At 37.5% G+C, this 12999-nt stretch carries 13 protein-coding genes; 6 read left to right on the top strand and 7 right to left on the bottom strand.

Annotation, left to right across the window (positions count from 1 at the left end):
* Window positions 1-1080, top strand: a complete 1080-nt coding sequence (locus tag ABMA72_RS15055; protein WP_392860152.1) for a metallophosphoesterase — start codon at window positions 1-3, stop codon at window positions 1078-1080.
* 391 nt (window positions 1081-1471) lie between these two features.
* On the top strand, window positions 1472-2080 hold the full coding sequence (locus ABMA72_RS15050) for a sterol desaturase family protein (protein ID WP_392860154.1): 609 nt from the start codon (window positions 1472-1474) through the stop codon (window positions 2078-2080).
* Window position 2081: 1 nt separating this feature from the next.
* On the opposite strand, the gene ABMA72_RS15045 is transcribed toward ABMA72_RS15050, so the two are convergent.
* The 3 genes from ABMA72_RS15045 to spt are packed head-to-tail and all read right to left on the bottom strand — an operon-like array spanning window position 2082 to window position 5415.
* Window positions 2082-3056, bottom strand: a complete 975-nt coding sequence (locus ABMA72_RS15045) for an NAD-dependent epimerase/dehydratase family protein (RefSeq protein ID WP_392860155.1) — start codon at window positions 3054-3056, stop codon at window positions 2082-2084.
* The gene (locus ABMA72_RS15040; protein WP_393057754.1) at window positions 3056-4183 is read right to left on the bottom strand and encodes an N-acetyltransferase; all 1128 of its coding nucleotides are present in this window, start codon (window positions 4181-4183) and stop codon (window positions 3056-3058) included. Before ABMA72_RS15040 ends, ABMA72_RS15045 begins: the two co-directional genes overlap by 1 nt.
* A 23-nt stretch (window positions 4184-4206) precedes the next feature.
* Entirely contained in the window at window positions 4207-5415 is a 1209-nt protein-coding gene (gene spt / locus ABMA72_RS15035; protein ID WP_392860159.1) for a serine palmitoyltransferase, read from the bottom strand.
* 122 nt (window positions 5416-5537) lie between these two features.
* Here spt and ABMA72_RS15030 point away from each other — a divergent pair, with 122 nt between their 5' ends.
* Entirely contained in the window at window positions 5538-6491 is a 954-nt protein-coding gene (locus tag ABMA72_RS15030; protein ID WP_392860161.1) for a hypothetical protein, read from the top strand.
* Here ABMA72_RS15030 and ABMA72_RS15025 read toward each other — a convergent pair.
* Window positions 6457-7188, bottom strand: coding sequence for a PilZ domain-containing protein (locus ABMA72_RS15025; protein ID WP_392860162.1), 732 nt, complete (start codon window positions 7186-7188; stop codon window positions 6457-6459). The two genes, ABMA72_RS15030 and ABMA72_RS15025, sit on opposite strands and share 35 nt — an antisense overlap.
* 139 nt (window positions 7189-7327) lie before the next feature.
* On the opposite strand from ABMA72_RS15025, the gene pepN reads away from it, so the two are divergent.
* A complete protein-coding gene (gene pepN / locus ABMA72_RS15020; RefSeq protein WP_392860164.1) occupies window positions 7328-9943 on the top strand; it encodes an aminopeptidase N in 2616 nt (871 codons plus the stop codon).
* A gap of 15 nt (window positions 9944-9958) precedes the next feature.
* Window positions 9959-10744: a nitroreductase family protein gene (locus tag ABMA72_RS15015; RefSeq protein ID WP_393057752.1), complete on the top strand. Its 786-nt coding sequence runs from the start codon at window positions 9959-9961 to the stop codon at window positions 10742-10744.
* Window positions 10745-10749: 5 nt separating this feature from the next.
* Here ABMA72_RS15015 and ABMA72_RS15010 read toward each other — a convergent pair whose 3' ends face one another.
* Both ABMA72_RS15010 and ABMA72_RS15005 read right to left on the bottom strand, forming a co-directional pair.
* On the bottom strand, window positions 10750-10941 hold the full coding sequence (locus tag ABMA72_RS15010; RefSeq protein WP_392860167.1) for a hypothetical protein: 192 nt from the start codon (window positions 10939-10941) through the stop codon (window positions 10750-10752).
* Window positions 10942-11024: 83 nt separating this feature from the next.
* On the bottom strand, window positions 11025-11555 hold the full coding sequence (locus tag ABMA72_RS15005; RefSeq protein ID WP_392860168.1) for a hypothetical protein: 531 nt from the start codon (window positions 11553-11555) through the stop codon (window positions 11025-11027).
* Window positions 11556-11698: 143 nt separating this feature from the next.
* Here ABMA72_RS15005 and ABMA72_RS15000 point away from each other — a divergent pair, with 143 nt between their 5' ends.
* Entirely contained in the window at window positions 11699-12211 is a 513-nt protein-coding gene (locus tag ABMA72_RS15000; protein ID WP_393057750.1) for a hypothetical protein, read from the top strand.
* On the opposite strand, the gene ABMA72_RS14995 is transcribed toward ABMA72_RS15000, so the two are convergent.
* Window positions 12198-12968 (bottom strand): sulfite exporter TauE/SafE family protein, encoded by a 771-nt coding sequence (locus ABMA72_RS14995; protein ID WP_392860172.1) that lies wholly within the window; start codon window positions 12966-12968, stop codon window positions 12198-12200. The two genes, ABMA72_RS15000 and ABMA72_RS14995, sit on opposite strands and share 14 nt — an antisense overlap.
* Window positions 12969-12999 lie beyond the last annotated feature (31 nt).

Below are 12999 nucleotides of genomic sequence, written 5' to 3'. Positions count from 1 at the left end.
ATGAAGTATCTAATCTTATCTGATCTCCATTTAGGCAAAGGTAGTTACCTGCAAAACGGTGAATTTAATATCTTAGAAGATTTCTTCGAAGATAATCGTTTCTATGAATTCTGTGACTACTTCTCAACGAATGAATATTATTCAAAACCCGTCACAATCATTATGAATGGGGATATTCTAAATCTCATTCAAATTGATTCAGATGGTGTCTTTACTCATGTTGTTGATGAAGCAATGACAATCAAACAAATTGAAGACATTGCAAAAGGGCACCCTCGCTTCTTTGCCGGACTTAAAAAGTTTCTAAGGGCACCTCATAAACGTGTCGTCTATGTTGTTGGTAATCACGATGTAGGAATGCTTTTTAAAGGTGCACAAGAGAAGTTTTCTAAAATTTGTGGTGATAATATTTTCTTTACTGAAACCTTCTTAGAAAACGGTCTTCATGTGGAACACGGCCATCGTTTTGAGGCGGTCAACACTGTTCCAAAGGCCAAGCAATTCATTCGTGGACCTGGAGGAAAAGAGATTCTTAACTTTCCGTGGGGGTCTCTGTTTTGCATCAATGTCCTACCAAAGCTTAAAAAAGAGCGTCCTTATATTGATAAGGTTAGGCCTATGTCTTCATATGTGAAGTGGTGTCTTTTTAATGACACGAGGTTTTTTTGGCGACTCTTTATGACTTGTATTAATTACGTCATCAAGACTCATTCAAATTATTACACACGTCAAAATTCAAATTTTAAAACCAATATCAAAATTCTCCAACAGATCACGATCTATCCACGTTATGAGCGTATGGCCAGGCGAATATTAGATCGTGATAGCTCGATTCATACCGTTGTTATGGGACACACTCATCTTCAGGAGTGGAGACGTTTTCCAGAAGGACGCTACTATTTTAATACTGGTACTTGGAATAATATCCCTTCTATTGATGCAGGAAAGCACCAGGATACGTTAAGTCTTACTTATTGCAGTGTTATTGTACATCCCGAGAGTAACTCATTAGTTAATGCGTCAATGAATCAGTGGATGGGGCAGTGGAAGCCTTATATCGAAGAGATTAGAACTAGTTAAAAATGTAATTGAAAGATAAAATGAAGTGATTTGTGGTAAAAAAAACGACGTTCCTAAAAAGTCCTTTCCCGAAACGCCGAAGTGTCTTTAATTTTTTGTCTCTGCTTATTAATAAGTTTATTCGATTTTACAGAAACCACAAGAGATTTTTTCTTACAGTAACTCGCACTAGAGATTAACTTAGTCCATTATTCTTATGCCCCTGCTATAGGGTATTTACACACTCTATAAAATATGTTTTTCTGTTTTCTGACATCACAAAAATTTGTTACTTTTGATTTCATATTTTGATGAAGAAGTGAAACGAAATTTAGATGCTCAAATGCTGGCCTGTGCTGACTTTTTCGAAAAGTTTTGGTAGAAATATGTGATATTTAATTAGGTAGAAGAAGTGAAAAAATACGAATCAATTAGAATATTTAAAAACCCTATTCTTGAGTCATTTACCCATGTCCATCCAATTGTTCCTTTGGTTTTATGGGCACCATTTATAGGCTTTCTAATTTATCGTTCATATTTTGAACTTGGTTATACTCATCTACAGATGCTTCTATGTGCAGTGAGTGGTCTCATCATCTGGACACTTACAGAGTACCTTCTACACCGCTTTGTTTTCCATTTAAGGCCGATTGGTCCTCTTACTGAGCGATTTGTCTTCCTATTTCATGGACTTCATCACGATGACCCAAATGACCCGACAAGGCTTGTTATGCCTCCTGTGCCGGCCATTCTTATTATGGCCTTGATTTGGTTATTCTTTTCACTATTTATCCCTGCTTTTTACATGCCAGGATTTATGGCCTTCTTCACGGTAGGCTATCTTTGCTATGACTATATTCACTATGCGACTCATCATTTTAAAATGACTGGAAGAGTTGGACGCTATTTAAAAAAGTTTCACCTTCAACACCACTTTAGACACGAAAAAGCGAAGTACGGTGTAAGTTCACCGCTATGGGATTATGTGTTTAGAACAGTGACAGGGCCAAAGGAAGACTAGACTAGAGCCAATTGCGCTCTTGGTAATCCTTAGCTGTCATTTCAATCGTATCTTTTAGGTTGTAATTTGGAATAAAGCCAAGTGCCTTAATCTTTGAGTTGCTACAAAGCCAAGCATCTTGTTCTAATTCATTAATCTTATCTCCCGTAAGAGGTAAGTGAATTGGGAGAGTATAGATAATTCCCGCTACGATCCTAAGAAACCAGATAGGCAGCGCCATGAACATGACCTTCTTAACACCAAGAGCTCCTGAGATCTCATTGATTAATTCTTCAAAAGTTACTTCATCAACTGAAGTCACAAAGTAAGTTTCCTTCTTTGCTTGTTCTTGAGAAGCACAAAGGATAATGGCATCCACTAGATCAAAAACATTAACGACGCTATATCTTTTCTTTTTAAAATTAAGTCCAGGGCCAGTGACAATTCGACCTTTAACCATTTTAAAGACATCAAGAACTGCACTGTCACGCGGGCCAATAACCATTGGAGGGCGGATAATTGTCGTATTCCAACTCTCAGGTGCAAGCTCATTTACTGCATATTCTGCTGCTAGTTTTGAATGGCCATATGCTGAAACAGGAAGGCACTCAATACTTTCATCAACAAGTTGTGATGAAGGGCCAGCGGCCGCTTGAGAAGAGATAAGCATAAAGTGAAGATTTTCATATTTATCTTTTAAGGCCTTAATTAAAATTTCAGTTGCGAGATGATTTGTTTTAGCAAAGGTTAGGGAATGTTTTGCAGAAACAACTCCGGCCGTATGAATAACACAGTCGATGTCTTGTGGAAGTTTTCTTACCCAAGACTTAATTGATTCTTCTTCAAGATTGCCTTTGATATATTCACCAGGGAGCTCTAAAGACTCTGCCTTTTGAGGGCTTCTTACAAGAGCAAAAACCTCATGACCTTGTTGAGTTAATTTATCACATAGATGTGAGCCGACAAAACCTGTTGCACCAGTAACTAAAACTTTCATTATAACTCTTTTTGAAAAATTCGATATGTGCGATATGGAATCGCATTCATGCGAATGAGTGGTTTATTCATATTGAGATTATCTTCTAGAATCCAACTCATCTCTACATTCTTATATTTTTTATATTGCTTTATATTCTCATGGCATCTGTAATACAGAATTGATTCAAGTCCGTATAAACGGTATTTCTTTTTCACACCCATTGTAATGACACGAACACCGTCGATAAGCTTTGGCGCGCGTAGGACTTGAAAGATTCCCTTTGGAAATAACTTTCCATCTGGAATTTTGTGTAGGACTTGGTTGAAGTCGGGGAGGCATACGATAAAGCCGGCCACTTCGCCGTTAACTAGAGCAAAGAGAACGAGTTTTTCATCAGCAACAGTTTTAAGGTCTGCGGCCATGGCATAGAACTCATCTTTGGTCATTGGAACAAATCCCCAATTCTGTTCCCACGCATCGTTGTAGATGCTGTACATAAGATCAATTTCTTTCGTCCAATTCTTCTTTGAAACTGTTCGATAAGTAATATTGGCCTTCTCTTCAGCTCTTAGTGCGATTTTCTTGATTACCTCAGGCATCTCAAAATCACTCTTCATATGATAGGCCAAAAGATCTTTCGCTTTTGAGAACCCAAGCTCATTTAAGTATTGGTGATAGTACTCATAATTGTACATCATCATAAGGACTGGGACTTCATTATGTCCTTTAATCAGTGTTCCACACTCATAATTTGTCGATGGATTAAATGGCCCAACAAACTTTGCTAGACCTAGTGACTTTGTCCACTCCATTGCTGAATTAAAGAGGGCCTTAAAGACTTCGATATCCTCGATGGCCTCAAAAAAGCCCCAGTGGCCTTCTAGCGTCTTATGGAATTGATTATAATTGTGGTTATTGATGGCCATAATTCGGCCAACATCTTTTCCATCCTTAATTGCAATATAGAAAGCACATTGTGCTGTTTGGTAGAATGGATGCTTATGAGTAAAGAGCTTATTGAGTTCCATACGAAGTTGTGGAACCCAATACTTATCGTCTTTGTAGATATTAAATTGGACATCAATAAATCTTTTACGGGCCTTTTTATCGTTTAAGATATCAACTTTTTCGATATAAATGGCCATAGACTTATCTCCTTAAAATTTAACTATTGTCCCATTGTTGAAGGGATATCAAACTCTTTCTTTGCTCTTGCAAATACTTCTAGAACTTTTGTTAACTCACTCTTGTTATGAGTGGCCATATAGCTTGTTCTAATTAATGCTTCTCCCTTAGGAACTGCAGGTGGCACAACAGGAGTTGCAAAGACACCATTTTCACTTAGGAATTTTGTCACAAGCATTGATTTAACATCATCACCAATGAAGATCGGGATGATTGGAGTTTGTGAATTATAAGTATAGAAACCAATTTCTTGAAAACCGTTTCTCATAAATTTAACGTTATCCCAAAGACGCTCATGGATTGTGTCATCAGAATTGATAACATCAATACAGGCAGAAACAGTTGCGACTGCAGAAGGTGCCATTGAAGCAGAGAACATGAATGATCTTGCTAGGTGCTTCACATAGTTAATTGTTTCAGCATCACCTGAAAGAACACCACCAATAGATGCGAATGACTTCGAGAAAGTACCCATATTTAAATGTACTTTATCAGTTACCCCAAAGTGGTTCATTGTTCCCGCGCCTTTATCTCCCATAACACCGATACCGTGAGCATCGTCGACGTAGATATAAGCACCATATTTTTCAGCAAGTCTAACCATCTCTGGGAGATTTGCGATATCACCAGTCATCGAGAAGACACCGTCAGCTACGATAATAACTTTTTGAAAGCGGTCGATATTTGCTTCTAGCTGTTCTTCTAAAGACTCCATATCGTTGTGACGATATTTGAAAGTCGTCCCCATCGCTAGGCGAGAGGCATCGATGATTGATGCATGATTTTCTGAATCAAAGAGCATACAGTCTCTTGGACCGCATACAGCTGAAAGAGCACCAAGGTTTGTTTGCATACCTGTAGAGAAGATAAGGGCCTTCTCATGTCCGAGATAGCGTGCAAGCTTCTCTTCAAGTTCTTCGTGTATCGTTAGGTTACCATTTAGGAATCGTGATCCTGTACAACCTGTTCCGTATTTTTCGATGGCCTTGATGGCCGCTTCTTTTACGTGTGGGTGATGTGTAAGGCCTAGGTAGTTATTTGAGCCGATCATGATTTGATCTTTTCCATCAATCTTTACTACTGTTCCTTCTGAGTCACCAATTTGGCGGAAGAAAGGGTAAAGATCTTTTGATTTTAGCATCGCTGCTTTGTCCATTAAACGGTCAGCTGCGCTAGAGAATTTAAGTGCCATATTTCACATCTCATTCGAATTGTATTAATAATAGAGGTAGGGTTGAATTTAGCCAGTATAGATTGACAAGTCAACAAATTATGCGCACAGTGACAGCACCTATGGTACTTAAATTATTCACTTTGAAAACATGCATCATGTTCATTCTGTTAACAATTAATGTCTCGTGTCAGAGCGAGGTTGATCAGAATGAAGGAACACAAGTTGAAGTTTCCGACTGGAAACCTCCGTGTGATTTGAACTCTCTATGTGGCCGAAAAGAAATTTTAAGTTCTTTAAATGGGCCAATAGAGTATCGTCAATCACTTGTAAGTATTCTAAATCGTTCAAAAGACGAGTTTCAAAAATACCAGGCACACTACGCAGATGATATCTTCTACATTTGTGGCAAGTTAATTTCGGTAGGCGGCTGTTCGTATCTTTCACTAAAAGAAGAGGATATGAATTCGACTCAAATTGAGCTCTACCTAAGTGCTATGGCCAATTGTCATCACTATAAGTGCTATGATTACTTTCAAAACCTAAGGGCCGACTTTCTTAAATTGGCCAATGCCTCCCAGTCTGATAAGGCCAAGAAGTCTTTCTATTTAATGGCCATTAAGCTTCCTAGGCCATGGTTTGAAAAATCTGGCGACTTAAGAATGTATATTCATTTACTTGAAAAGAATGAAAAGAGCATTGCCTATAAAGACCTTGGGGCCTTAATTAGCGCAATTCCTAACCATGAGGACTTAAAGGACTTTGTGGCAAAAAACTTCTTTAAAATTGATTCACATAAGTCAGGAGTCGCAGTTTATCTTGCACGCTACCTAGAGGGTTGGCATGATCGCAATTACAAAAGATTTCTAGTGAAAGATGTGAAGGTAGAAGATATCAATGCATTTATTCTTAGCATGCCGATTGGTTGTCCAAAACTTGAGACAATTTTAGCTTTTAAGGATCACTTCTCGAAGGACAATGAGAGGGTATTAAAAGATATTCTTAAGCAAGACGAGCTTAATACCTATTTTAAGGATTTAAAGCTTAAAGAGAATGAAGGCTCTAAGTGCCTTTCTTCATTGCCGCCTGCTTCCTAAGCTCTTCGCCACGTGCCTCTGAATTAATTGAAAGAACGAGATCTTCTTCAACTTCCTTATCCATATTCATAAAGGCGATTCCAATACCCATTGGCGTCTCTTCATTATTTTCAATAGGCCATGTTGCTGCAATTTTAACTTGTGGAATTTCAAATCTCTTTGAAGCAAGTCTTACGGTTGCATTGTCAAAGATTAATTCTTTCTTGAATTTATCAGCGAAATCTTTTGGACAATTAAAGCTAATTCCACCGGCAGAGATATCGTTGCAATCAAAGACATCTTCTTCGATTTTAATCTGAATAGGGATGTAAGCATTCGCATGCAAACGATAGTTAGATCTTTGCTGACTCTTATAAACTGGACGGTCAACTTTGAGCTTATAGACTTCTTCTGCTGGAAGAAAGCTTAAGAATGAACTTGAAAATAAAATAACTGACTTAAACTTAATTTTTAGAAGAACCTCGCTATCCTTGTTTTTTGAACCGGCCAGCTTGGCAATGAGACTTGCGTCAAAGTCGAGAGTGAATTCGAGTTCACTTTCATCAAAAGATTTGATTTTGAAGCTTTCTACTTTGTCTTTTTCTTGTCCTTTGCGCCAGATTTCAATGATCAATCCATCGCTTAGGGCCCTTTTTAGAAAACTTATCTTCTCTTCAAAGGGAATTTCTGAGAAATAAAATTTCTTATTCGCATCCATCAAGTTCTCACTTTAATAATATCTAAATTAATTTAAGTGTTTAATATTAAATATATTCTAATCAAAGTTTTCATTCAGTTCAAATTGTGGCAAATTCTACAAATAAATACTCAAAATTATAGGAAATAACGAGGTATATATGAAAAGCGAAACTCCTGTGGTCAAGTATTTGGCGGACTATAAAGCGCCAACTCACAAAATCGAAACTGTGGAACTAGAATTTCACTTAGACGATACAAAAACTCAAGTATATTCAAAGATGGAAGTTGTGCCAGTAAATGGTCAAACTCTTGAACTTAATGGTGAAGAATTAATTCTGAAGTCAGTTAAAGTTAACGGTGAAGAATTTAAAAACTTCAACGAAGAAAAAGAGATTCTAACTCTTTCAGCTCTTCCAACAGAAAAGTTTACTTTAGAAATTCACAATGAAATTAATCCAAAGGCCAACACTGCACTTGATGGTTTATATAAATCAGGTGGAATGTTTTGTACGCAAAACGAGCCAGAAGGTTTTAGAAGAATTACTTACTTTATCGATCGTCCAGATAACCTAAGTATTTTTACAACGAAGATCGTAGCAGATAAGAAAGACTATCCATTCCTTCTTTCTAACGGGAACTTAATTGAAAAAGGTGATCTTGATGGTGGAAAGCATTTTGCGATTTGGAATGATCCATTTGCAAAACCTGCATACCTCTATGCACTAGTGGCAGGGGATCTTGCACTAATCGAAGATACATTCAAAACAAAATCAGGTCGCGATGTTAAGCTTCAGGTATTTGTTGATAAAGGGAATGAAGATAAGTCTCACCACGCGATGGAATCTCTTAAGAAATCAATGAAGTGGGACGAAGACAGATTTAGACTTGAGTACGATCTTGATATCTACATGATCGTAGCAGTTGACTCATTCAATATGGGGGCAATGGAAAACAAAGGTTTAAATATCTTTAACTCTGCTTACGTTCTTGCTTCTAAAGAGACAGCAGAAGATCATAACTTCTTTGGTATTGAATCAGTTGTAGGACACGAGTACTTCCACAACTGGACAGGAAACCGTGTTACTTGTCGTGACTGGTTCCAACTTACTCTTAAAGAAGGTCTTACAGTATTTAGAGATCAAGAATTCTCTGCGGACTTAAATTCGAGATCAGTATGTCGTATTAATGACGTTATTAATCTTAGGGCAGCTCAGTTTCCAGAAGATGCAGGGCCTCAATCACACCCAATTCAGCCAAAGTCATATATTGAAATGAATAACTTCTATACAATGACAATTTATGAAAAAGGTTCTGAAGTTATTCGTATGTATCACACACTACTTGGTGAAGAAGGTTTCCAACGTGGTATGGATAAGTACTTTGAGCTTTATGATGGTCAGGCCGTAACAACAGCAGACTTCACAAATGCAATGAGTGTTGCAAACGATAACTACGACTTCTCACAATTTAGAAGATGGTATGACCAAGCAGGAACTCCAGTTCTTGATGTAACAACTAATTACGATGAAGAGGCAAAAGAGTTTACTCTAACGGTAAATCAATCAACACCTGCAACTCCTGGACAGCCAACAAAAGAGCCATTCCATATGCCATTTGTTATTGGACTACTTGATAGCAAAGGTGCTGATATGAAGCTTGCTCTTAAGAATAGAGACGATCAAGCTGATCTTAATAGAGGACTTTTACATATCAAAGCTGATACAGAAGTTTTTGTTTTTGAAGGTGTTTCTGAGAGACCTGTTGCTTCACTAAATAGAAACTTTAGTGCTCCAGTTGTTCTACGTTCAGATCTAACTGACAATGATTTCATTTTCTTAATGGCAAATGATAATGATGATTTTAATCGCTACGAAGCTGGACAAGCTCTAGCTCTTAAAAATATCCACGCTCTTCTTAAAGATGAGAATTTCCAAGTTGATGAGAAATTTATTCAAGCTTGGGGAGCGATCCTTAAAGATCAAAATATTGATGAAGAATTTAAGGCCGTATGTCTTGGGCTTCCATCGATGACAGATGTCGCTTCAACTATCGATATTCCAAATTACCGTGCAATTGATGAAGTAAAAGAGAAGCTATATAAACTTCTAGCAAGTACTTTTGAACAAGAGCTTGTTGCAATTTATAATGATCTAAGCACTGAAAGAGATTTCAAGGTTGATGCAAAGGCAATGGGTGAGAGAAGACTAAGAGGATTTACTCTTGGTTGTCTGGCAAAAATTGATGGGCATCAAGAACTTGCTCGCAAGTGTTTTGAAGCTGCGACAAATATGACAGATATGATGAACTCTCTATCAGTTATGGTTCATGAAATGCTTCCTGGTGCAGATGAGTCTCTAAAAGAATTCTACGCACGCTTTAAGGATCAAACTCTTGTTATGCAAAAGTGGCTAAGTGTTCAAGCAAGTTCATGTGATGATACAACTTTTGATCGTGTTGGGGAGCTTATGAAAGATGAAGTCTTTGATATGAATGTTCCTAATCTTGTGTCTTCACTAATTGGAACCTTTGCACGCAATAAAGTTCAGTTCAATCACGAGAGTGGACGTGGGCTTAAGTTCATCGCAGAAATGATTAGAAAGGTTGATGCAATTAATCCTCAGTCAGGATCAAGACTTGCTGGTGCATTTAATGACTACCGTAAGATGCCAGCTGACTTAAAAGAAATTGCTCGTGTTGAACTAGAAGCAATCGTTAATGACGAGAAGACTTCTAAGAACGTTTTTGAAAAACTTTCTAAAACATTAAATTCATAAAATACGGAGACTGGCGTGAGTGACAATATTTTTACAGAAGAACTTGAATTAAATTATACAGAGGTTGCTCCGGAAATTGATTTTAAGGAATTTGAAAAGGTTGTTACTTCACGCCGTTCTGTTCGTGTCTTCGGTGATGAAGAAGTACCAGATGAAGTTGTCCAAAAGGCAATAGAACATGGTCTTCTTGCACCTAATTCTTCAAACCTTCAGCCCTGGGAATTTCATTGGGTAAAGTCTGAAGACAAAAGAAGTGCTCTCGCCAAAATGTGCTTTGGCCAAAATGGTGCAAAGACAGCAAAGCACTTAATCGTTTGTGTCGCAAAGACTGGAACTTGGAAGAAGAATTGTGAGCGCATGCTTGCTTCACTTGAGGCCGCTTCAAAGAAAGATGGTATTGAAGTGCCTAAGGCCGTAAAGGCATATTACGGAAAAATCGCTCCGATGGCCTATGGTTATATGGGACCATTTGGAATTCTTTCTCCTCTTAAGTGGGCCTTCTATAATACTATTGGCCTATTTCAAGTGATCTTTCGTGAACCAATGTTTCCATCTCAGCTTAAGACTTGGGCCCATAAGACAACGGCCCTTGCTTGTGAAAATATAATGCTCTCTATTCGCGCTCAAGGTTATGACACTCTTCCAATGGAAGGCTTTGATGCTAAGAGAGTTAAAAAGCTCTTAGGACTTGGATGTAAGGATCACGTTACAATGATTCTTGGAGTTGGGAAGAGATCAGCTAAGGGTGTGTATGGCCCGCAATTTCGTTTTCCAAAAGAAGACTTTATTATTAAGCACTAAATTCACTAAGCAACCATGTAGCGTGGAATAAACGGAAAGTAGTACAAGCTTCTTCTTGTATGAAGTCGAATACGCGAGATTGAATCCGTTTGCTCTTGATTGTGCTTGATTTGATTTTCTTTTTGCCTATGTGTTTCATTACCGACATTGATCATAGATAAAGTTAGAGCAATGGTTAGAATTGAAAAATGTTTCATATACACATCCTTTGTATGTATTCATTCTATCTAGAGCGAATTTGAACGAGGTCAGGGCCTTGTAAACTTTTTGTTATTTATTCCTATAAAATTGGGATCAAATTTAAGGTTACCTCCGTATCGAGACATTTATTGCCACAAATGCCATTCTCAAGTTTGAAAATAAGAGTATCTCCATTAAATAATTCGACGGATAAATTTGGCGCTAGATTGGTATCAAGACTTGAGCTACAAGAATTAATGATATCTGTTGTTGAATGAATTAAGTTATAGATTAGTGATACTTGATTTATATTTTTAGAGTCACCCATATAGCAAAAGCGTATATTATCGATTTCAAGTTGTAGCCAGCCTTGGCCAGCATTTCCAACCGCTGCCGTAATCATTGCCGGAATGGTATAGGTGGCCTGTTCATCCACGAGATAGGAATCTTCAGTAATAGTATTTGTGTTGTAGTCGATTGAAGATGTCAAAATGATCTCTGGAGGATTTGAAGGCACTCCATTAGGTGGCGTGTTTGTCGACTGTACCGTAAGGAACTCAGGGGCGAGGGTCTTCTGATGACAAGAGGAGAAGACAAGCACGAATAGTGAAAGAATAGTCAACTTAAGCATAGTTGTATTTTAGTCGGATGAACCTTGTATTGTTTATAATTAATTCTTAAATTAATTTGCTAATGTAAGTTTTCATCATTTGCTCATAATTTGATTGTCACTTAAAATAGTTACTTAGAATCAATTACGAAAAGGATTTTCAAATGAAGTACTTACTAAGCTTACTCGTTGCTGCAAACTTATTTGCCATCACGCCACAGGATCTTTACGGGTGTTTTGAAACAATTGAACATAATCAGCAGTCGGTTCCTCATGGCCCAGATTACGAGAGAAATCTTTCAACTTATGAAGATTATAGCTTCTCACGAACTTATAAGAATGTTGAGACAAATCGCGTAGAACCAATAAATGTTTTCAACTTCTTTACTGGTGTGAGAGATGATGTTTACTACTCATATTCTCCAATTATTCTTTTTCAAGACCTAGGTGAATATAAGTGGAACGATAATTCTTTAAGCTATGAAATCGATGAAGATATTTATATGTACCGCTCTCAAAAAGAGATGTATGAGAAAGTTGATCATCGTCTAAAACTTTCAATTGAAAAAGTTGGAGTATACTTTGAGGGAAGTGTTGAGCTTAAATCTTATGCTCGACGTATCAATCGCTCTTTTACTTTCAAGCTTAAGAAAGTTTCTTGTCCTACATCGTACTAATATCGTAAATAGACTTAAATAAAAGGCCTACAAGAACAACATTAAATGCTGTTGTGACTGTGGCCTTATTTCCATTGATAACCTGACTTGATCCAAGATAATTTCCTAGAAGTCCCGCAGGTAGTGCAATAGCAACAACCTTCCACATGATGGCACCCTTTATTAGGAAAGTTATAAAGGCGGCAATATTACTAACGTAATTCATAAAGGCCGCATGAGGTGAGGCCTCAAGAATATCAAAATGAAGAAAGAACATCATTGAGATAATAAGAAATGTTCCCGTTCCTGGCCCAAAGAAGCCATCGTATCCACCAATAATAAGTCCGATAAGAACGGAGCGAAAGAGGACTTGCATCTTTTCAAGAGGCGAGTGATCCATTAACTCTCTTTTCTTCTTTAGGTGATTCATAAAGAAGATGATTGGAATGATGAGAATAAGAATATAGACCATATGCTTTGATTCAAGAATAGTACTAAGCTGAGCGCCAATTAATGATGCACTAAATGTTGCGATCGTTGGTGGCAGGATAAATTTAAAATCGATCTTACCTCGCTTTACATAGCGAAAGATCGAAAGTGACTTAGAAATGCAAGAAACGCATTTATTTGTTCCAAGAAGTAGGTGAGCTGGAACTCCCGTTGCAATATATGTCGGGATCGTGATGAGTCCACCACCTCCGGCCATGGAGTCAATAAAACCTGCAAATGTTATGAGAGTAAAAATAGTGACAGCTTGAACTAATGTGAAATCTTCCATGAAGAGATTATCACTCTTTTTGAAATAGAAA

Origin of the sequence: Halobacteriovorax sp. CON-3, assembly GCF_043196995.1 — a bacterium.
GTDB lineage: Bacteria > Bdellovibrionota > Bacteriovoracia > Bacteriovoracales > Bacteriovoracaceae > Halobacteriovorax_A.
The sequence above is the reverse complement of the archived record's forward strand: the minus strand, read 5'-3'. Positions and strand labels throughout refer to the sequence as shown.